This is a genomic window from Mycobacterium sp. 050134 (assembly GCF_036409085.1).
GTDB lineage: Bacteria > Actinomycetota > Actinomycetes > Mycobacteriales > Mycobacteriaceae > Mycobacterium.
The window spans coordinates 133,222-153,515 of record NZ_JAZGLV010000008.1 but is presented as its reverse complement, the minus strand read 5'-3'; the positions used below and the strand labels follow the sequence as shown (position 1 = coordinate 153,515).

Below are 20,294 nucleotides of genomic sequence, written 5' to 3'. Positions count from 1 at the left end.
AAAATTTTCGCCTGGGTAACTGAACGGTCGCCCAGATGTAGCGCGATTCTGGTAACTAAGACGTATCGTTTTGAGGCGAGACTGCACGGGCGTCCCAAAAAAAGCGTTATGAGACTGTTGCGCAATTGCCACCTGACCACCTAACTTAGACACACGGTGAGATTCAGATAACACCGATCTGCATGGTGTGGCGTAGATCGCAAGGGGTCTGCACTTGAGGAGGGACGGTCGCGAAGGGCGGCCGAGAGGAAGGGAACAGCTCGTGTCAGGAACGCGGCCGGCCGCGCGGAGGACCAACATCGCGGCCGCACAAGGGGTGCTCCGAAGCGTCGACGCCGAGGATCGGATTGCATGGGTTTCGAAGGCGCTGTGCAAGACGACCGACCCCGACGAATTGTTCGTCCGGGGGGCGGCCCAGCGCAAAGCCGCGGTGATCTGCCGGCACTGCCCGGTCATGCAGGAGTGCGGAGCGGACGCGTTGGACAACAAGGTCGAGTTCGGTGTGTGGGGTGGCATGACCGAACGGCAACGCCGGGCTTTGCTCAAGCAGCACCCGGATGTGGTGTCGTGGGCCGACTTTTTCGACAAGCGGAGGCCCCGCAGCGTCGGCTGAGGTCGCCGGGTCCCGCCCCGCGCAGGGTCGCTCGGACGGGACCGATTGCTGCACTCAATTCTGAAAACTTAGGTTTTCGTAATTACTTTTTTGTTACGGCTCTCGGCCGATTCGTTACTGACTTTGTTCAATAGCGGCCCGATCGCTGGCCGCGGACGAAGTCGATTGTGCCGATTGGCGTTTCGTCTTCGGCGCCAAACAGAATCCGGACGCTAACTGGCGCGTGCCTAATAAGGCCGCGAGCTACCCCGCGGCAGTGATCTGATCGGCCAGCGCCCGCAGCGCTTCCAGGTCCGAGACGTCGAACGGCAGCGACGGGACGCCGATGACGGGGACGTGCGGGTGGGCGCCGGTGAACCGGGACAGCAATCGGATCTCCCGCTTCGCCGTCTGCGCTCGGTCGGCGTGGATCTGCAGGACACCGGCCGCCAGCGATGCCTCCTCGGAGTCCGCCTTGGCCTCCAGCGTTTCGCTCCCGTCGATGGCCCGCTCCGCCGGCAGCGAGCACAGCGGCGGGTGGGTGCGGTTCAGGACGAGCCCGGCGAGCGGCATGCCCTCCTGAGAGAGTCGGTCGACGAAGAACGCCGCCTCCCGCAGCGCGTCGGGTTCGGCGGCCGACACCACGACGAACTGCGTGCCGGTCTGCTTGAGCAGGGCGTAGGTGCGGTCGGCCTTCTCGCGGAACCCGCCGAACGTCGCGTCCAGCGACTGGACGAACGCCGCGGCGTCGCTCAGCATCTGCGAGCCGAGCACCGTCGACATCGCCTTCATGGCCAAACCCATTGCGCCGGTGACCAGTCGGCCGATGCCCCGACCGGGAGCGAGCAGCAGTCGCCACAGCCGGCTGTCCATGAAGCTGCCCAGTCGCTTCGGGGCGTCCAGGAAGTCGAGCGCGTTCCGGGACGGGGGGGTGTCCACGACGACCAGGTCCCAACGATCCTGGGCCAGAAGCTGACCCAGCTTCTCCATCGCCATGTATTCCTGCGTGCCGGCCAGGGAGCTGGCGACCGTCTGATAGAACTGGTTGTCCAGAATGCTTTGCGCCCGACCGGTTCCGGAGTACTGGATCACCATCTCGTCGAACGTGCGTCGCATGTCGAGCATCATCGCGTGCAGCTCGCCGGAAACCTCCGGGGCCAGCGGGACACGCTGCGGGGTGTTGCCGAGGTCGTTCACGCCCAGCGCCTGCGCCAGCCGCTTGGCCGGGTCGATCGTCAACACGCAGACGTTGCGCCCGTATTCGGCCGCCCGCAGCGCCATCGCCGCCGCGGTGGTGGTCTTGCCCACGCCGCCCGCGCCGCAGCACACCACCACCCGGTTGCCGGTGTCGGCGAGGATCGCGCCCATGTCGAGGGTCGTCGGCGTGATACTCATCTGACCCCCTGCTGCGCAAGCGATTCGGACAGCTCGTAGAGGCTGCCGAGGTCCACACCATCGGAGATTGCCGGCAACTCCAGCCGCGGCACCTTCAGCGCGTCGAGTTGCTGAGCGATCTCGGCCCGCGCGGTGATTCTGGTTGCGTGCTCGATAGTTTCGGTCAGCAGACCGGCAAAGTCGTTGTCGGCCAGCGAGATTCCGGCCATCTCGAGCCCGGCCCGCACCGAGTCGGCGTCGATGTGGCCCTCGGCCGCCTTGGCCAGGTCGCCTGGGTCCAGGTAGGTCGGGATGTTGCGGTTGACGATCACGCTGCCGATCGGGAGCTGCATCTCCGCGAGCTCTTCGATGGCCTCCAGCGTCTCCTGCACCGGCAGCGCCTCCAGCAGGGTGACCAGGTGGATGGCGGTCTGGTCGGAGTGCAGCAAGTTCACCACCCCTTCGGCCTGCGAATGCACGGGCCCGCCCTTTGCCAGGTCCGACACCGCCTTGGTCACGTCGAGGAAGCGTGCGATCCGGCCGGTCGGGGGCGCGTCGACGACGACCGCGTCGTAAACCGGCTTCTTCGAGCCCTTGTCCAGGCGGACGACCGACTCCTTGATCTTGCCGGTCAGCAACACGTCGCGCAGGCCCGGCGCGATCGTCGTCGCGAACTCGATCGCGCCGATGCGCCGCATCGCCCGGCCCGCGATGCCGAGGTTGTAGAACATGTCGAGGTACTCCAGGAACGCCGCCTCGATGTCGATGGCCAGGGCATTGACCTGGCCGCCGCGCTCGGCGGTCGCGATCTTGAGCTCTTGGTAGGGCAGCGGCGGGACGTCGAAGAGTTGCGCAATCCCCTGGCGCCCCTCGACCTCGACGAGCAGGACCTTGCGGCCCCCGGCGGCCAGGGTCAGTGCCAGCGCGGCCGCGATCGTCGACTTGCCCGTCCCGCCTTTGCCGGTGACGAAGTGCAGGCGGGCCTTCGACAGGCGCGTCGGCCAGCCCAGGGAACTAGCAGCGCCGCTAGATGTGGTTGCCACCATCGCATGCTAGCCCGACCGCCGGGCGCCGCCCCGGCCTGGCCAGAGCCGTGAGTTTGCGACCGATAAGCTCCCCCCATGACCCAACCGACCGCATGGGAATACGCCACGGTTCCGCTGCTGACCCACGCCACCAAGCAGATTCTCGACCAGTGGGGCGCCGACGGCTGGGAGCTGGTGGCCGTCCTGCCCGGGCCCACCGGTCAGGACCACGTCGCGTACCTGAAGCGCGCCAAGTAGATGAGCGCGTCGGCCCGGCTTGCCGAGCTCGGTGTCACGCTTCCGGAAGTCGTTGCGCCGCTTGCCTCCTACGTGCCCGCGGTACGCACCGGCAACCTCGTCTACACCTCCGGTCAGCTTCCGATGGAAGCGGGAAAGCTGACGGGGACGGGCAAGGTTGGGGCGGACATCACCCCGGAACAGGCCAAGGCCATGGCCCGCGTCTGCGCCCTGAACGCGCTGGCGGCGGTTAATTCGCTGGTCGGGATCGACGCGGTCACCCGGGTGGTGAAAGTGGTCGGGTTCGTCGCCTCGGCTCCCGGTTTCAACGGTCAGCCGGGCGTCGTCAACGGCGCCTCCGACCTGCTGGGTGAGGTGTTCGGCGACAGTGGGGCGCACGCGCGTTCGGCGGTGGGCGTATCGGAGCTGCCGCTGGATGCGCCGGTGGAGGTCGAGCTGATCGTCGAGGTCGGCTGACGGCTGTGCCCGAGTCCGCCGAGTCGCCGACGCATCCCGCCTACGGCCGGTTGCGGGCGGTGACCGAGACCGCGTCGGTCATGCTGGCGGACAACCCCGGCTTGCTGACGCTCGAGGGCACCAACACCTGGGTGCTGCGCGGCCCGGGCAGCGACGAGGTGGTCGTCGTGGACCCCGGTCCGGACGATGACGAGCACATCGCGCGGATCGCCGAGCTCGGCCCCGTCGCGCTGGTGCTGATCAGCCACCGCCATGGCGACCACACCGACGGCATCGACAAGCTGGTCGAGCTGACCGGGGCCCCGGTGCGGTCGGCGGGCAGCGGCTTCTTGCGCGGCCTGGTCCGCGAGCTGACGGACGGCGAGGTGATCGACGCCGCGGGGCTGACGATCAAAGTGATGTCCACCCCGGGCCACACCGCCGACTCGCTGTCCTTTGTCCTCGACGACGCCGTGCTGACGGCCGACAGCGTGCTGGGCCGCGGCACCGCCGTCATCGACAAGGAAGACGGCAGCCTGGCGCACTACCTGGAGTCGCTGCGCCGGCTGCGCGGCCTCGGCCGACGTACGGTGCTGCCCGGGCACGGCCCCGAGCTGCCCGACCTGGCGGACGTCGCCGCGGGCTATCTGCGGCATCGGCACGAACGCCTGGAGCAGGTGCGTGCAGCCCTGCGCGCCATCGGCGACGACGCCACGCCCCGCCAGGTGGTCGAACACGTCTATGTGGACGTCGACGAGAAACTCTGGGACGCCGCCGAGTGGTCCGTCCAGGCGCAGCTGGACTACCTGCGCGGTTGACGCGGGCGCCGAGGGGCGGCCGGCGAGCGTGCGCAGTTGTACAGCTGTGACGGCGTGTCCGCGTACCGACACGCACGCTCGCGGGTGCCAAATACGCCCGCGCAACGCCCGCGCTTACCTCGCTCGGCGGGCCAGCCTCTCGGAGTCCGAGATCAGCACACTCTTGCCCTCCAGGCGGATCCAGCCGCGGTGCGCGAAGTCGGCGAGCGCCTTGTTCACGGTCTCGCGCGACGCGCCCACCAGCTGGGCGATCTCCTCCTGGGTGAGGTCGTGGGTGACGCGCATGGCGCCGCCTTCCTGCGTACCGAAGCGTTGCGCCAGCTGCAGCAGCTGCTTGGCGACCCGGCCCGGCACGTCGGTGAAGATGAGGTCGGCCAGGTTGTTGTTGGTGCGGCGCAGCCGGCGGGCCAGCACGCGCAGCAGCTGCTCGGCGATCTCGGGCCGATCGGCGATCCACGCCCGCAGTGCGTCGCGGTCCATCGATACGGCCCGCACCTCGGTAATGGTGGTCGCGCTCGATGTCCGGGGCCCCGGGTCGAATATCGACAATTCGCCGAACATATCCGACGGGCCCATGATCGTCAGCAGATTCTCCCGGCCATCCGGAGAGCGACGACCGATCTTCACCTTGCCCGAAACAATGATGTACAGCCGGTCGCCGGGCTCACCTTCGGCGAAAACCGTGTGCCCCCGCGGGAAGTCGACTGGCTGCAATTGCTTCGTCAGTGCGGCGACTGCGCCGGGCTCAACCCCTTGGAAGATTCCGGCCCTTGCCAGGATCTCGTCCACGTTGCCTCTTCAGCTTTCCAATTAAGTGATCTGGGCAGGCTAACCCCGTACCCGCGAGATGAGTCTAGAGGTAACCAATGTGTCCAACGTGCCAACGCTACACACGATTGACGTATCGGGTTAGCGTAAATTCCGGATTAACACCTGAATGGGCGTGCATTCGCACAGCTACGAGGGCTTGAACGGTCTCCCGGGAATCCACGGCAAAGCGCGGCGCGGCGGGGCTCGGCAGGGCGTGCCGGCCCGCCGGGCGGGGGTGGGACAGCTCCCGCGCCTGACGTAGATGGAGGAATTCCAGCGCCTCCGGCATGCCCTCCCGGGCCAGTGTGTGGACGTCGACGGCCTCGGCCTGGTCGAGGAACTCGTCGACGTCGGTCGCCGTGACGGCCGCCGGCGAGAGGTCGCGTTCCAGCCGCCCCAGACCGAGCGCAGCGAGCATCAGCAGCCCCGGAACGCACGCCACCAGCAACCATGACACAAGGGAAGTAAACATGCCCAAGGTCTCAGCGAGATCACGAAATCAGTACTCTGTCGTAGGTGACAGCGGCGAAGGCGTCCGGGCGCGCGAAGTCCACCTCGACCACCCCCGGAGGCAACTCGGCCGGCCGCTGGGCTGACGAGAGCCGGGTCGGTCTGGTGCGCCGGGCTCGGCGGATGAATCGGGCACTGGCGCAGGCTTTTCCGCAGGCCCACTGCGAGCTCGACTTCACGACGCCGCTGGAGCTCACCGTGGCGACCATCCTGTCCGCGCAGAGCACCGACAAACGGATCAACCTGACGACGCCGGCGCTCTTCGCCAAGTACCGGACGGCGCTGGATTACGCGCAAGCCGACCGCGCGGAACTGGAAAACCTCATTCGTCCCACTGGTTTCTTCCGTAACAAGGCCACCTCGCTGATCAATCTCGGGCAGGCACTGGTCGAACGGTTCGACGGCGAGGTGCCGTCGACCATGGCCGAGCTGGTAACGCTGCCCGGCGTGGGGCGCAAGACGGCCAACGTCATCCTGGGCAACGCCTTCGGCATCCCCGGCATCACGGTCGACACCCACTTCGGGCGCCTGGTCCGCCGGTGGCGGTGGACTGCCGAGGAGGACCCGGTCAAGGTCGAGCACGCGGTCGGTGAGCTGATCGACCGCAAAGAGTGGACGATGCTGAGCCACCGGGTGATCTTTCACGGCCGCCGCGTGTGCCACGCCCGCAAACCGGCGTGCGGCGTGTGCGTGGTCGCCAAAGACTGCCCATCCTTCGGCCTCGGCCCCACCGATCCCGTGCTCGCCGCACCCCTGGTGCGGGGGCCGGAAACCGCGCACCTGCTGGCCCTGGCCGGGCTGTAAAGCACGACCTTGACGCGGACGACGCGCTGGACGATCGCGATCCTCGTGGTGGTGGCGGCGCTGGTGGCGGCGCTGGTCGCCGAGCTGCGCGACCGCTCCGCGACCAACGCGACCGCCCCACCGCCCGCCGCGCGCGAACACCGGGACGCCGACACGACGGCCGCGCTCGCCGGTCCCCGCGAGCGCGCCAACCTGTTGCCATGCCCCGTCCCAGGCGCCGATCCCGCGGTGTCCGGTTCCGCGGCCCTGCGCGGGGTGACGGTGGAATGCGCGGCCGACGGCTCGGTCGTCGACGTCCCGCGGGCGCTGGCCGGGCGACGCGTCGTCCTCAACCTCTGGGCGTACTGGTGCGCGCCGTGCGCGGCCGAACTCCCGGCGATGGCCGAATACCAGCGCCGGGTGGGGCCGGGCGTGACCGTGCTGACGGTGCACCAGGACGAGAACGAGACGGCCGCGTTGCTGCGGCTGGCTGACCTGGGGGTTCGTCTGCCGACCCTGCAGGACGGCCGCCGCCGGATCGCCGCGGCGCTGGGGGTCGTGAATGTCATGCCCGCCACCGTGGTGCTGCGACCAGACGGTAGCGTTGCGCAGACGCTGCCGCGAGCCTTCGCCAGCGCCGACGACATCGCGGCCGCGGTCGGAAGCGACACGGGATAAGGACGGACGAGGAGGCGCGGTGAGTGCTGGGGGTCCTGCCCGCCCGCCGGCGGCCTCGGGGATGCTTGCACCCGGTCCCGAAGCCTGCCCGCCCTGGCTGCGCCCGCTGGTCGACAACATCGCCGCGATCCCCGACGCGTACCGGCGCCGCCTGCCCGCCGATGTGCTGGAGATGGTGAGCAAGGCCGTGTCGTCGCGCGCCGGCGGCCGGGAAGCCGCCGTCCTGGTGCTGTTCTCCGGCCCGGCCGGCGGATCCTCCGATTCCGGACTGCCCGAGGACGCCGACCTGTTGGTGACCGTGCGCGCCTCGACCCTGCGCCACCACGCCGGCCAGGCGGCCTTTCCGGGCGGCGCGTCCGACCCGACCGATCACGGCCCGGTAGACACCGCCTTGCGCGAGGCGCGCGAGGAGACGGGGATCGACCCGTCCCGGCTGCACCCGCTGGCCACCATGGACCGCCTATTCATCGCGCCGTCGCGGTTTCACGTCGTCCCGGTGTTGGCGTACTCGCCCGATCCCGGGCCGGTATCCGTCGTCAACGAGGCCGAAACAGCCGTGGTCGCGCGAGTTCCGGTGCGCGCCTTCGTCAATCCGGCCAACCGGCTGATGGTGTACCGCGGCGACCTCGGTCGCCGTTGGGCCGGTCCGGCGTTCCTGCTGAACGAGATGCTGGTGTGGGGCTTCACCGGCCAGGTGATCTCGGCGCTCCTCGACGTCGCCGGCTGGGCGCAGCCGTGGGACACCACCGACATGCGCGAGCTGGACGCGGCGATGGCGCTCGTCGGCGACCAGGGCGGGTCACGCCGATGAACATGAACGCGATGACCCCGTCGCAGTGGCTCGACATCGCCGTCCTGGCCGTCGCGTTCATCGCGGCCATCTCGGGGTGGCGGTCCGGCGCGCTCGGGTCGTTGTTGTCGTTCGCGGGTGTGCTGCTCGGCGCCATCGCGGGCGTCCTGCTGGCTCCGCACATCGTCAGCCACATCGCCGCCCCGCGCGCGAAGTTGTTCACCGCGCTGTTTCTGATCCTGGCGCTGGTGGTCGTCGGGGAGGTCGCCGGGGTGGTGCTCGGGCGCGCGGTTCGCAGTGCGATCCACAGCCGCACCGTGCGATCGGTCGACTCGGTCATCGGCGTGGGGGTCCAGCTCCTGGTGGTGCTGACGGCGGCGTGGTTGCTGGCGACGCCGCTGACGCAGTCCAAGGACCAGCCCGAGCTTGCCTCCGCGGTCAAGGGTTCGCGAGTGCTGGCGCAGGTCAACGAGATTGCGCCGCCGTGGCTCAAGACGGTGCCCAAGCGGCTGTCGGCGTTGCTGAACACCTCGGGCCTGCCCGCCGTGCTGGAGCCGTTCAGCCGTACCCCGGTGATTCCGGTCGCCTCGCCCGACCCCGCGCTGGCCAACAACCCGGTGGTGCTGGCCACCGCGCCGAGCGTCGTCAAGGTGCGCAGCCTGGCGCCGAGCTGCCAGAAAGTGTTGGAGGGCAGTGGCTTCGTGATCGCGCCCGACCGGGTGATGACCAACGCGCACGTGGTCGCCGGCTCCAACAGCGTCCAGATCTACGCCAGCGGCAGCCCCCTGGATGCCACCGTGGTGTCCTACGACCCGTCGGTCGACATCGCGATCCTCGCCGTCCCGAACCTGCCCCCGCCGCCGCTGGCCTTCGCGCAGAACGAGGCGAAATCCGGTGCCAGCGTTGTGGTGCTGGGCTATCCCGGCGGCGGCAACTTCACGGCGACCCCGGCGCGGATCCGCGAGGCCATCAAGCTCAGCGGCCCGGACATCTATCGGGACCCGACACCGGTCACCCGCGACGTGTACACCATCAGAGCCAGTGTGGAGCAAGGCAATTCGGGTGGACCGCTGATCGACTTGGAAGGGCATGTGCTCGGCGTGGTGTTCGGCGCGGCCGTCGACGATCCCGACACCGGCTTCGTGTTGACGGCCGACGAGGTGGCCGGCCAGCTCGCCAAGATCGGCGATACCGCCCAGGTGGCCACCGGGACGTGCGTCAGCTGATGCCCGCGCTCAGCGGGCCGGCGAGCCGTGCACCTGCTCGAAGAATCGCATCAGGTGCCGGTTGGTCTCCTCCGGCACCTCTTCGTGACTGAAATGCCCGGCGCCGGCGATGGATAGGTACCGGCCGTGGGGCGCGTAGCGCTGGGTGCGGTCCACCGGGTCGGCCAGCACGTAGGGGTCGTCCTCGCCGCGCAGGTGCAGCAGCGGCAGTCCGAGTTGCCGCGACATCGACTTCATGAAGCGCCGGCCCTCGTCGCGCAGCTGGCTGCGCACCGCCCACCGCTGGTATTCCAGTGCGCAGTGCGCGGCCGCCGGAATGCGGATCGCCATCCGAAGGTGCCCGACGGTCTCCGAAAAATCTTCGGAGGCAACCCATTTGGCCCCGCCGCGGTGGCGGACCAGGCGCTCGACCTCCGCGGCGTTGTCGCGGGTCAGCAGGCGTTCCGGCCAGACCGGCAGCTGGTAGCGCAGCAGCGTCGGCAGCAGGGCGCGACTTTGGTCACGGCGCGTCAGCGTGGACCGTCGTAGCGCGGCCGGGTGGGGCGAGCTGATCAGCGCGATGGCGCGCACCAGCCGCGAGTGCAGCAGCGCGGTGGCCCAGCAGGCCAGCCCGCCGTCGGCGTGGCCGACCAGCGTCGCCGACGAATGCCCGAGCGCGCGGATCAGTCCCGCCGTGTCGCCGGCGAGCGTCCAGCCGTCGTAGCCGCGGGGCGGCTTGTCGCTGCCGCCGTAGCCGCGCAGGTCCACCGCGACCATCCGCGCCCCGCTCAGGCCGCGCAGCTGGTGGCGCCACGACCACCAGAACGATCCGAAGCCGTGCAGCATCATCACCAGCGGCTGCGCAGTGACCGGGCCGGCCGTGTCGGCGCCGGACGCCACGGCCTCGACGACATGAAACCGAATGCCGTTGGCGTGCACATCCAGATGGCGCCATGGCCCGTCGATGCGCGCGACCGACGGGTCCGGTGCTGCCATCTACCAACCCGAGGGATCGGCCGGGGCCCCATCCTCGGGCCTTTCGTGCCGGCCGTGAGCCTCGGTGAGCGTCTTCGCGCCGGCGGCGGACTTGTCGTGGCCCGGGGTCAGCGCGGTGCGCGTCTCCTTGACCGATGCGATCGTCTGCCGCGGGCCGCGGATGCGGCGCACCTTGAGGAAGCCCAGCAGTCCGAGCAGGGCTCCCACCACGACCATGATCCCGAACACGATCAGGAACGCGGCCCAGCGCCACAGCCAGGTATCGAGCAGCTCGGCGAGGAAGAAGAAGAAAAAGAAGGTGGAGTAGAACAGCACGACCAGGGCGGCAATGAAGAAGACGCTGCCGGTCAGGCCCTTCTTCACGTCCCGGGTGATCTCGGAGCGGGCCAGTTCCACCTCGGCGCGCACCAGCGTGGAGACCTGGGCGGTCGCGTCCTTGATCAGATCACCGATCGACGGCTCGACGGCCTTGGCGTGCGGGTCGGTCAACGGAATCGTGGTCAAGGTGCTGGGCACACCGTTCTTGCCATCGCTCTTGCTCACAGACGGACCTCTCTCGTTTCTCGCCCCGGCGCGCTCTCGTCGCGGTTTATGTTGCCATGCGGATGTGGCCCCAAACGAGGCCAGCCGAGGACCGCCCCTGCTGGCGCCCCATTTGGGCCGCGGGGGCCTTCGAGCCCATAGACTGGCCAAGCCGGTCCTCACGCCGGTCGATCGATGGGAGTGGTGCTGTGCGGACGGCGCACCGGTACTTCGTGGCCGCGACGATGACCATGCTGTTGGCGCTCGTGGGCCTGCCCGTCCGCGCCGCCGCGGCCGATGTCCGGGTGCCGATGGGCGGCGGTGCGGGCATCGTGATCAACGGGGACACCATGTGCACCCTCACCACCATCGGCAACGACGCCGCCGGGGAGCTGATCGGCTTCACGTCCGCGCACTGCGGCGGCCCCGGCGCCAAGGTCGCCGCCGAGGGCGCCGAGAACGCCGGCATTCTGGGCACCATGGTCGCCGGCAACGACACCCTGGACTACGCGGTCATCAAGTTCGACCCGGCCAAGGTGACACCCACGGCCAATTACAACGGCTTCCCGATCAACGGCATCGGCCCCGATCCGGCCTTCGGCGAGATCGCCTGCAAGCAGGGCCGCACCACGGGCAACTCCTGCGGGGTCACCTGGGGTCCGGGGCAGGACCCGGGCACCATCGTCATGCAGGTCTGCGGCCAGCCGGGGGACTCCGGGGCGCCCGTCACCGTCAACGGTCTGCTGGTGGGCATGATCCACGGCGCGTTCAGCGACAACCTGCCGACCTGCGTCATCAAGTACATCCCGCTGCACACCCCGGCGGTGGTCCAGTCGTTCAACGCGATCATCGCCGACATCAACGCCAAGCACCGGCCCGGCGCGGGCTTCGTGCCGCTGCCCGCCTGACGCGCGGCCCCGCTACTTCGGGGACTGGATCGCGTCGAACACGCCGGGGTCGAGCAGCGTCGACGTGTCGCCCAGCTCGCGGTTCTCTGCGACGTCACGCAGCAGGCGCCGCATGATCTTGCCGCTGCGGGTCTTCGGCAGTTCGGGCACCACGTGTACCTCGCGCGGCTTGGCGATCGGCGAGATCTCCCGGGCCACCTCGACGCGCAGCTCGTCGACGATCCCGTCGTGCACCTGGTAGTCGGCGCGCAGCACGACGAACGCACAGATGGCCTGGCCGGTGGTTTCGTCCGTCGCGCCCACGACGGCCGCCTCCGCTACCGCGACGTGGCCGACCAGCGCGGACTCCACCTCGGCCGTCGAGAGCCGATGCCCCGACACGTTCATCACGTCATCGATGCGACCCACCACCCAGATGTCGCCGTCGGGGTCGTACCAGGCGCTGTCGCCGGCGAAGTACCACCCCTGCTCGGCGAACCGGGACCAATAGGTCTCGACGTAGCGCTCCGGATCGCCCCAGATGCCGCGCAGCATGGACGGCCACGGCTGGTCCAGCACCAGGTAGCCGGTGATGTGTTCGCCCTCCTTGCTGCCCGCCGGCAGCCGGTCGCCGTGGTCGTCGACGATCTTGGCCGAGATGCCCGGCAACGGCCGCATCGCCGAACCCGGTTTCGCCGCGGCGACCCCGGGCAGCGGGGAGATCATCGCGCAGCCGGTCTCGGTCTGCCACCAGGTGTCGACGATCGGCAGGCTGTCCGCGCCGATCACCTTGCGGTACCAGCGCCAAGCCTCCGGGTTGATCGGTTCGCCGACCGATCCCAGCAGTCGCAGGCTGGTCAGGTCGTGCGCGTCGGGGATCTCCCGGCCCCACTTCATGAACGTGCGGATGAGCGTGGGGGCAGTGTAATAGATTGTCACACCGTACTTTTCGATGATCTCGAAGTGCCGGTGCTGGGTCGGGGTGTCCGGTGTGCCCTCGTAGAGCACCTCGGTGACGCCATTGGAGAGCGGTCCGTAGACGCCGTAGGTGTGTCCGGTGACCCAGCCGATGTCGGCGGTGCACCAGAACACGTCGGTTTCGGGCTTGATGTCGAAGACGTAGTAGTGGGTGTAGGAGACCTGGGCCAGGTAACCGCCGCTGGTGTGCACGATGCCCTTGGGCTTGCCGGTGGTGCCGGAGGTGTAGAGCAGGAACAGCGGGTGCTCGGCGTCGAAGGGCTGCGGGGTGTGTTCGGGGGACGCCGAGTCGACGACTTCGTGCCACCACAGGTCGCGACCCTCGTTCCACGACACGTCGATTCCGGTGCGGCGCACCACCAGAACGTGTTCGACGGGGCTGTCGCCATCCTCGTCGGGCGATGTGGCGTCGTCGGCCGCGTCCTTGAGCGGGGCCGGCTTGCCGCGGCGGAACTGACCGTCGCTGGTGATCAGCAGCTTGGCCTGGGCGTCGGCGATCCGGGCCCGCAGCGCCTTGGCGGTGAAGCCCGCGAACACGACGCTGTGCATGAGGCCCAGCCGCGCGCAGGCCAGCATCGCGATCACCGCCTCGGGGATCAGCGGCATGTAGATGGCCACCCGGTCCCCGGCGACGAGGCCGATCCCGGTCAGCGCGTTGGCCGCCCTGCAAACCTCGGCCTGCAGGTCCGAATAGGTCAGGCTGCGGCTGTCGCCCGGTTCGCCCTCCCAGTGGATGGCAACCCGGTCACCGAGCCCCGCCTCCACGTGGCGATCCACGCAGTTGTAGGCCACGTTGAGCTTCCCGTCGGCGAACCACTTGGCGAACGGCGCGTCGGTCCAATCGAGCACCTCGGTGAAGGGCGTCGACCAGGACAACCGGTTGGCCTGCTTGGCCCAGAACGCCAGCCGGTCCTCCTCGGCCTCGCGGTACAACTCCTCACCGGCGTTGGCCTGCTGAACGAATTCGGCCGGGGGCGGATACGACGACGGGCCCGCGTGGTTCGTGGCGGTCACTGGTTCTCCTATGTCGAGGCGCGTAAACCGTCTGTGAGCCTAACGCCGCGCGGCGAAAAGCGGTCCGTCAAACCGGGGTGAAAATTGTCCTTGTAATCGATAATCACGGGGTGCCGGGATCTGGAGGGCGGTGGTGCCGCCGGTTGGTAGGCAGTCTCGCCGCGGTGGCGGTGGGCTGGGTGGGCGCCGTCGTGTCCGGACCACCCGCGCGGGCCGTGCCCTTCGGCACCGGCGACCAACCGGTGCCGTGCTGGTCGGATCGCATCGCGGTGAACGCTTCCCCGATCCAGGCGGCGGTCGGTCACCGCTCGGTGACGCTGTATTTCAGCCTCGCGAGCGGCGTCGAGCCGTGCACGCTGAACGGCTATCCAGCGGTGGACACGGGCGACGGCGGGCCGCCCCTACACGCCGAGCCCACGCCGCGCGGGTACATGGGCGGGTTGCCGGCCGGTGTGGAGGTGTCCCCCACGGTGACGCTGTCGCTCTCGACCCAGGCGCAGGCCGTTGTGGAGGGCATGGCGATCGACCGCGACGGCAACCTGTGCCCGACGTATACCGGCCTGTTGGTCACGCCGCCGGACGCCGGTCAGGTCTTCCCCGTCGCGGCCCCCATCGACGCGTGCTCGCTGCAGGTGCACCCGGTAACCGCTGGCTGACCAGGTCCGCTCAGGCCCTAAGGTCGCAGGCATGCGTCGGATGCGGGCGACCCTCGCCTTACTGGTCTCGGCCGCCGTGATCCTGTTGCCGGTCGGCTGCGGCGGCGGAGTGCTCACCCCGGACCTGGTTCTGGTCAACGGCGCGGAGCCGCCCTACCCCCTCGTGCCGACCAGCACCAACGACAACAACGGAGGCCGAATTCTTAATCGGCTCTTCGCCGGCTTGATCTCCTACGACGCAGGCGGGAAGCCTTCGAACGAGGTCGCCCAGGCCATCGAGAGCGCCGACAACGTCAACTACCGCATCGTGCTGAAGTCCGGCTGGAAGTTCACCGACGGCTCGCCGGTGACAGCACACTCGTTCGTCGACGCGTGGAACTACGGCGCGCTGAGCCGCAACGCCCAACTCGAGCAGAGCTTCTTCAGCCCGATCGACGGATTCGACGATGTCGCGGCCGCGGATGCGAAGCGAACCACGATGACCGGGCTGCAGGTGGTCAACGACCTCGAATTCACCGTTAGGCTCAAGGCGCCCACCATCGACTTCGTAATGCGGTTGGGTCACAGCGCGTTCTACCCGCTGCCCGACAGCGCCTTTCGTGACATGGCGGCCTTCGGCCGCAACCCGATCGGCAACGGTCCCTACCAGCTTGCCGACGGACCGGACGGCCCGGCCTGGGAACACAACGTCAAAATCGACCTGAGGCCCAACCCCGACTATCGGGGAAACCGCAAGCCCCGCAACAAAGGCCTGCGATTCGAGTTCTACGCCAACCTGGATACCGCCTATGCGGACCTGCTGTCCGGGAATCTCGATGTGCTCGACACGATTCCACCGAGCGCGTTGCCCGTGTATCGGCGCGATCTCGGCGACCACGTCGCCAGCGGCCCGGTCGCGATCAAACACAGCCTGGACACCCCGTTGCGGCTCGCGCATTTCGGCGGTGAGGAAGGCCGCCTGCGCCGGCTCGCGTTGTCGGCCGCCGTGGACCGCGCGCAGATCTGCAAGCAGATCCTCCTGGGCACCCGCAGCCCGGCGCGCGACTTCACCGCCCAATCCCTGCCCGGCTTCGACCCGAACCTGCCGGGCAACGACGCGCTCGACTTCAATCCCGAACGTGCCAAACAACTCTGGGGACAGGCCAACGCGATCTCGCCGTGGAGCGGCCAGTACGCGATCGCCTACAACGCCGACCTCGGGAACCAGGAGTGGGTCGACGCGGTCGCCAACAGCATCAAAAATGTCCTCGGCATCGACGCGGTCGGCGCGCCGCAGCCCACCTTCGCCGGATTCCGCACCCAGATCACCAACCACACCATCTCGACGGCCTTCCGCGCGTCATGGCAGGGCGACTATCCGTCGCTACTGGAATTCCTGGCGCCGGTCTTCGCTAGCGGGGCGGGATCGAACGACGTCGGCTACTCCAGCGCCGAATTCGACGCAGCGCTCGCGGCCGCCGAGGCCGCGCCGACCATGCGGGACGCGGACGCCCTGGCCAATCGTGCGCAGCAAGTCCTGCTGCACGACATGCCCGCCGTCCCACTGTGGGACAACATCAGCGTGGTGGGATGGTCCTCGGAGGTAAACGGGGTCACCGTCACGTGGAACGGTCTGCCGGACTACGAGAACATCATGAAGGGCTGAGATGGTTGCCTACGTCGCGCGTCGAGTCGCAGTCATGGTTCCGGTCTTTCTCGGCGCCACGCTGCTGATCTACGGCATGGTGTTCCTGTTGCCCGGCGATCCGGTCGCCGCGATGGCGGGGGATCGGCCGCTGACGCCCGCGGTCGCCGCGGCGTTGCGCGCCCGCTACCACCTCGACGAGCCCTTCCTGACGCAGTACCTGCGCTACCTGAGCGGCGTCCTGCACGGCGACCTCGGCCGCTCCTATTCCGGCCTACCCGTGAGGCTGGTTCTGGCGCATGCGTTTCCGGTCACGCTGCGCCTGGCGCTGATCGCCGTCGCGGTCGAGGCCGTGCTCGGCGTCGGCTGCGGGGTGCTGGCCGGGCTGCGCCAGGGCGGGATCTTCGATTCGACCGTGCTGATCGCCGGCCTGATCATCATCGCCATCCCGACCTTCGTGCTGGGGTTCCTGGCGCAGTTCATCTTCGGCGTCCAATTGGGCATCGCGCCGGTCACGGTGGGCGACCGGGCGACCCTCGGGCGGCTGCTGCTGCCCGGGATCGTCCTGGGCTCGGTGTCGTTCGCCTACGTGGTCCGGTTGACCCGGTCGGCGGTGGCCGCCAACGCCCACGCCGACTACGTGCGGACCGCCACCGCCAAGGGCCTCTCGCGCCCGCGGGTGGTGACGGTGCACATCCTGCGCAACTCGCTGATCCCGGTGGTAACCTTCCTCGGCGCCGACCTGGGGGCGCTGATGGGCGGCGCGATCGTGACCGAGGGCATCTTCAACATCCACGGCGTTGGCGGCGTCCTGTACCAGGCCGTGACGCGGCAGGAGGCGCCGACCGTGGTGTCCATCGTGACGGTGCTGGTGCTGATCTATCTGGTGAGCAACCTGGTGGTGGACCTGCTCTACGCCGCCCTCGATCCCCGGATCAGATATGCCTAAGCCGTCCGTCGAACGCCACGGCTTCTGGCGCGACACATGGCGCGAATTGCGCCGGCGCCCCAAGTTTCTGGTCGCCGCGGGGCTGATCGTCCTCATCGTGGCGGTCGCGGTCTTTCCGGCGTGGTTCACCGGGATCGACCCCACCTACGCCAGTCCCAGCCAGAGCCTGCTGCCACCCTCCGCGGCGCACTGGTTCGGCACCGACCTGCAGGGCCACGACATCTACGCCCGCACCGTGTACGGCGCCCGCGCCTCGGTCACCGTCGGGCTCGGGGCCACCGTGGGAGTGTTCGTCATCGGCGGGACGCTGGGCGCGCTCGCGGGCTTCTACGGGGGCTGGATCGACGCGGTGGTCTCGCGCGTCGCTGACGTGTTCTTCGGGTTGCCGCTCCTGCTGGCCGCGATCGTCATCATGGGGGTGATGCGCCACCGCACGGTGTGGACGGTGATCGCCATCCTCGCGCTGTTCGGCTGGCCACATGTGGCGAGGATCGCCCGGGGGGCCGTGCTTGAGGTGCGGGCCGGCGACTACGTGCTGGCGGCGAAGGCCCTGGGGCTCGGCGACTTCCAGATCTTGCTGCGGCACGCGCTGCCCAACGCGCTGGGCCCGGTGCTGGCGGTGGCCACCATCGCGCTAGGCATCTTCATCGTCATCGAGGCCTCACTGTCCTACCTCGGCGTCGGCCTGCCGCCGACGGTGGTCTCCTGGGGCGGCGATATCAATTTGGCGCAGAGCCGGCTGCGGTCCGGCTCGCCCATTCTGTTCTATCCGGCCGGCGCGCTGGCCGTCACGGTGCTGTCGTTCATGATGCTGGGTGACGCCCTGCGCGACGCGCTGGACCCAGCCTCGCGGGCGTGGCGCGCGTGACCGGCCCGGCGGCGCCGCTCCTGTCGGTCGAGGGGCTAGCGGTGACCTTCGGCGCGGGCGACCCGGCGGTTCGGGGCGTTGACCTGACCGTCCGGCCGGGCCAGACCGTCGCGGTGGTGGGTGAATCGGGGTCGGGCAAGTCGACCACGGCCGCCGCGATCCTCGGGCTGCTACCACCCGGGGGGCGCATCACCGCCGGGCGCATCATTTTCGACGGGCGTGACATCGCCGGGGCCGACCGCCGCCTGCTGCGATCCATTCGGGGCCGCGCCATCGGCTACGTCCCGCAGGATCCGATGACCAACCTCAACCCGGTGTGGAAAATCGGATTCCAGATCCGGGAGGCGTTGCGGGCCAACGCGGTCGGCGGCCGGGCACGCGACCGCGCCGTCGAGCTGCTGGCGGAGGCGGGCATGCCGGACCCGGCGCAGCAGGCCGCCCGCTACCCCCACCAACTGTCCGGCGGCATGTGCCAGCGGGCGCTGATCGCCATCGGTATGGCCGGCCGGCCGAAGCTGCTCATCGCCGACGAGCCGACCTCCGCGCTCGACGTCACCGTGCAGCGCCAGGTGCTCGACCACCTGCAGCAGCTCACCGACGAACTGGGTACCGCGCTGCTGCTCATCACCCACGACCTGGCCCTGGCCACCGAACGGGCCGAGTCGGTGGTCGTCATGCATCGCGGCGTGGTGGTGGAGTCCGGCGCGGCCGTGACGATTCTGCACGCCCCGAGCCACGAGTACACCCGCAGGCTGGTCGCGGCGGCGCCGTCGCTGGCGGTCGCGGGCCCGGCCCGGGTGCGGCCGGCGGCCGCACCCGCCGACGACATCCTCGTCGCCTCCGATCTGACCAAGGTCTACCGCGACCCCCGTGCCGCGCCCGGGTGGCTGGGGAAGCGACGGACGGAGTCGCGCGCCGTCGACGGCGTGTCGTTCCGGCTTCGCCGGGGCGCCACGCTGGCGGTCGCCGGCGGTTCGGGCTCCGGCAAGTCGACCCTGGCGCGCCTGGTACTCGGCCTGCTGGAACCGACCTCGGGCACGGTGGTCTTCGACGGCACCCCGGTCGGCGCCACGATGCGGCGGGAGCAGGTGCTGGCCTTTCGCCGCCGCGTGCAGCCGGTGTTCCAAAACCCCTACGGCAGCCTGGATCCCAGGTACTCGGTGTTCCGCGCCATCGAGGAGCCGTTGCGGATTCACCGGATCGGCGACCGCGCGCAGCGCGAGGAGGCGGTGCGCAACCTCGTCGACCAGGTGGCGCTGCCGGTGTCCGTGCTCAGCCGGCTGCCCCGGGAGCTGTCCGGCGGGCAGCGGCAGCGGGTCGCGATCGCCCGGGCGCTGGCGCTGCGACCCGACGTGTTGGTCTTGGACGAGGCGGTCTCGGCGCTCGACGTCCTGGTTCAGGCGCAGATCCTCGACCTGCTCGGTGAGCTGCAGGCCGGGCTGGGATTGACCTACCTGTTCATCAGCCACGACCTGGCCGTGATCCGTCAGATCGCCGACGAGGTGCTGGTGATGCGGGCCGGGCAGGTGGTGGAATGGGCGCCGACCGAGGAGCTGTTCACCCGGCCCGCGCACGCGTACACGCGCCAATTGCTGGAGGCCATTCCGCGCGCCCCGGCGGCGCCCCGATAGGTTGGCAACCTGTGACAGCCGACCCGCTGGCCCCATTGATGGACCTACCCGGCGTCGCCGAGGCCAGCGACCGGGCCCGCGACGCGCTCGGCCGCGCCCACCGGCACCGGGCAAACCTGCGCGGCTGGCCGGCGAGCGCGGCCGAGGCGGCGCTGCGCGCGGCGCGCGCGTCGTCGGTGCTCGACGGCGGCCTGGTGCGGCTCGACGACGTGGCGGATGCGGGGCAGGTCAGCGAGCCCGTGTTCGCCGGGGCCCTGCGGGTCGCCCAGGCGTTGGAGGGCGGCGGCGGCCCCCTGGTCGGCGTTTGGCAACGGGCGCCGTTGCAGGCGCTGGCCCGGCTGCACATGCTGGCGGCCGCAGACCAGGTCGACCCCGACCGGCTCGGGCGACCGCGGGCCGACCCTCAGGTGGGGCCGCGCCTCGAGTTGCTGACGGGTCTGGTGATGGGCGGTACGGCAGCCGCGGCGCCCGTCGTCGCTGCCGTCGCTCACGGCGAACTCCTGACCCTGCGGCCGTTCGGCAGCGCCGACGGCGTCGTCGCCCGCGCGGTGTCGCGGCTGGTGACGATCGCCACCGGGCTCGACCCGCACGGCCTGGGAGTGCCCGAGGTGAGCTGGATGCGGCAACCGGCGGCGTATCGCGACGCCGCCCGCGGCTTCGGGGAGGGGACGCCCGAGGGTGTGGCCGAGTGGCTGGTCATGTGCTGCCGCGCGCTGCGGGCCGGCGCCCAGGAGGCGCTGGCGATCGCCGATTCGTTGGCAAAGCGTTAGCCAGGCACCAGTGGCGACGCGTTTGCGATAAATGCAATGCGGGCGGCGTACCGAACTCGTCGGCGCGCCGCCCGCTAACACGGAACTCGGTTACCATGCGTGCATTTCTGGGCTGCGTGGG

22 protein-coding genes are annotated in these 20,294 nt (G+C 69.6%); 15 read left to right on the top strand and 7 right to left on the bottom strand.

Annotation, left to right across the window (positions count from 1 at the left end; genetic code table 11):
* Positions 1–262 precede the first annotated feature (262 nt).
* On the top strand, positions 263–613 hold the full coding sequence (locus tag SKC42_RS11670) for a WhiB family transcriptional regulator (RefSeq protein ID WP_330964455.1): 351 nt from the start codon (positions 263–265) through the stop codon (positions 611–613).
* Positions 614–856: 243 nt separating this feature from the next.
* Here the strand turns inward: SKC42_RS11670 and SKC42_RS11665 are convergent, their stop codons facing one another.
* Positions 857–1,987, bottom strand: coding sequence for an ArsA family ATPase (locus SKC42_RS11665; protein ID WP_330964454.1), 1,131 nt, complete (start codon positions 1,985–1,987; stop codon positions 857–859).
* Positions 1,984–3,012 (bottom strand): ArsA family ATPase, encoded by a 1,029-nt coding sequence (locus SKC42_RS11660; RefSeq protein ID WP_330964453.1) that lies wholly within the window; start codon positions 3,010–3,012, stop codon positions 1,984–1,986. The genes SKC42_RS11665 and SKC42_RS11660 overlap by 4 nt, the downstream gene beginning before the upstream one ends.
* Before the next feature lie 75 nt (positions 3,013–3,087).
* Between SKC42_RS11660 and SKC42_RS11655 the strand changes: the two genes are divergently transcribed.
* Genes SKC42_RS11655 through SKC42_RS11645 form a run of 3 tightly spaced genes read left to right on the top strand, consistent with a single transcriptional unit; the run spans position 3,088 to position 4,502 of the window.
* Positions 3,088–3,249: a hypothetical protein gene (locus tag SKC42_RS11655; RefSeq protein ID WP_330964452.1), complete on the top strand. Its 162-nt coding sequence runs from the start codon at positions 3,088–3,090 to the stop codon at positions 3,247–3,249.
* Positions 3,250–3,705, top strand: coding sequence for a RidA family protein (locus SKC42_RS11650; RefSeq protein ID WP_330964451.1), 456 nt, complete (start codon positions 3,250–3,252; stop codon positions 3,703–3,705).
* Between the two features lie 5 nt (positions 3,706–3,710).
* Complete coding sequence (locus SKC42_RS11645; RefSeq protein ID WP_330964450.1) at positions 3,711–4,502, top strand: MBL fold metallo-hydrolase; 792 nt, start codon at positions 3,711–3,713, stop codon at positions 4,500–4,502.
* Between the two features lie 114 nt (positions 4,503–4,616).
* On the opposite strand, the gene crp is transcribed toward SKC42_RS11645, so the two are convergent.
* Both crp and SKC42_RS11635 read right to left on the bottom strand, forming a co-directional pair.
* Positions 4,617–5,291 (bottom strand): cAMP-activated global transcriptional regulator CRP, encoded by a 675-nt coding sequence (gene crp / locus SKC42_RS11640; RefSeq protein WP_044508824.1) that lies wholly within the window; start codon positions 5,289–5,291, stop codon positions 4,617–4,619.
* Between the two features lie 97 nt (positions 5,292–5,388).
* Complete coding sequence (locus tag SKC42_RS11635; protein ID WP_330964449.1) at positions 5,389–5,784, bottom strand: hypothetical protein; 396 nt, start codon at positions 5,782–5,784, stop codon at positions 5,389–5,391.
* Between the two features lie 161 nt (positions 5,785–5,945).
* Here SKC42_RS11635 and nth point away from each other — a divergent pair, with 161 nt between their 5' ends.
* Genes nth through marP form a run of 4 tightly spaced genes read left to right on the top strand, consistent with a single transcriptional unit; the run spans position 5,946 to position 9,299 of the window.
* Positions 5,946–6,626, top strand: coding sequence for an endonuclease III (gene nth / locus SKC42_RS11630; RefSeq protein WP_330964553.1), 681 nt, complete (start codon positions 5,946–5,948; stop codon positions 6,624–6,626).
* Between the two features lie 9 nt (positions 6,627–6,635).
* Positions 6,636–7,283, top strand: coding sequence for a TlpA family protein disulfide reductase (locus SKC42_RS11625; RefSeq protein ID WP_330964448.1), 648 nt, complete (start codon positions 6,636–6,638; stop codon positions 7,281–7,283).
* Between the two features lie 19 nt (positions 7,284–7,302).
* A complete protein-coding gene (locus SKC42_RS11620) occupies positions 7,303–8,094 on the top strand; it encodes an NUDIX hydrolase (protein WP_442932098.1) in 792 nt (263 codons plus the stop codon).
* A gap of 11 nt (positions 8,095–8,105) precedes the next feature.
* Entirely contained in the window at positions 8,106–9,299 is a 1,194-nt protein-coding gene (marP, locus tag SKC42_RS11615; protein ID WP_330964447.1) for an acid resistance serine protease MarP, read from the top strand.
* Between the two features lie 9 nt (positions 9,300–9,308).
* Here marP and SKC42_RS11610 read toward each other — a convergent pair whose 3' ends face one another.
* Together SKC42_RS11610 and SKC42_RS11605 are read right to left on the bottom strand one after the other, a co-directional pair.
* Positions 9,309–10,274, bottom strand: coding sequence for an alpha/beta fold hydrolase (locus tag SKC42_RS11610; protein ID WP_330964446.1), 966 nt, complete (start codon positions 10,272–10,274; stop codon positions 9,309–9,311).
* Entirely contained in the window at positions 10,275–10,817 is a 543-nt protein-coding gene (locus tag SKC42_RS11605) for a phage holin family protein (protein ID WP_330964445.1), read from the bottom strand.
* A gap of 188 nt (positions 10,818–11,005) precedes the next feature.
* Here SKC42_RS11605 and SKC42_RS11600 point away from each other — a divergent pair, with 188 nt between their 5' ends.
* A complete protein-coding gene (locus tag SKC42_RS11600) occupies positions 11,006–11,704 on the top strand; it encodes a serine protease (RefSeq protein WP_330964444.1) in 699 nt (232 codons plus the stop codon).
* A 12-nt stretch (positions 11,705–11,716) separates the two neighbouring features.
* On the opposite strand, the gene acs is transcribed toward SKC42_RS11600, so the two are convergent.
* Entirely contained in the window at positions 11,717–13,675 is a 1,959-nt protein-coding gene (acs, locus tag SKC42_RS11595) for an acetate--CoA ligase (protein ID WP_330964443.1), read from the bottom strand.
* Positions 13,676–13,785: 110 nt separating this feature from the next.
* On the opposite strand from acs, the gene SKC42_RS11590 reads away from it, so the two are divergent.
* The 6 genes from SKC42_RS11590 to SKC42_RS11565 are packed head-to-tail and all read left to right on the top strand — an operon-like array spanning position 13,786 to position 20,173.
* Positions 13,786–14,331 (top strand): DUF4232 domain-containing protein, encoded by a 546-nt coding sequence (locus SKC42_RS11590; RefSeq protein WP_442932097.1) that lies wholly within the window; start codon positions 13,786–13,788, stop codon positions 14,329–14,331.
* Positions 14,332–14,362: 31 nt separating this feature from the next.
* Positions 14,363–15,976, top strand: coding sequence for a peptide ABC transporter substrate-binding protein (locus tag SKC42_RS11585; RefSeq protein ID WP_330964442.1), 1,614 nt, complete (start codon positions 14,363–14,365; stop codon positions 15,974–15,976).
* 1 nt (position 15,977) lies between these two features.
* Complete coding sequence (locus tag SKC42_RS11580; protein WP_330964441.1) at positions 15,978–16,904, top strand: ABC transporter permease; 927 nt, start codon at positions 15,978–15,980, stop codon at positions 16,902–16,904.
* Positions 16,897–17,772, top strand: coding sequence for an ABC transporter permease (locus SKC42_RS11575; RefSeq protein WP_330964440.1), 876 nt, complete (start codon positions 16,897–16,899; stop codon positions 17,770–17,772). The genes SKC42_RS11580 and SKC42_RS11575 overlap by 8 nt, the downstream gene beginning before the upstream one ends.
* Complete coding sequence (locus tag SKC42_RS11570) at positions 17,769–19,403, top strand: ABC transporter ATP-binding protein (RefSeq protein ID WP_330964550.1); 1,635 nt, start codon at positions 17,769–17,771, stop codon at positions 19,401–19,403. The genes SKC42_RS11575 and SKC42_RS11570 overlap by 4 nt, the downstream gene beginning before the upstream one ends.
* An 11-nt stretch (positions 19,404–19,414) precedes the next feature.
* On the top strand, positions 19,415–20,173 hold the full coding sequence (locus SKC42_RS11565) for an oxidoreductase (protein ID WP_330964439.1): 759 nt from the start codon (positions 19,415–19,417) through the stop codon (positions 20,171–20,173).
* Positions 20,174–20,294 lie beyond the last annotated feature (121 nt).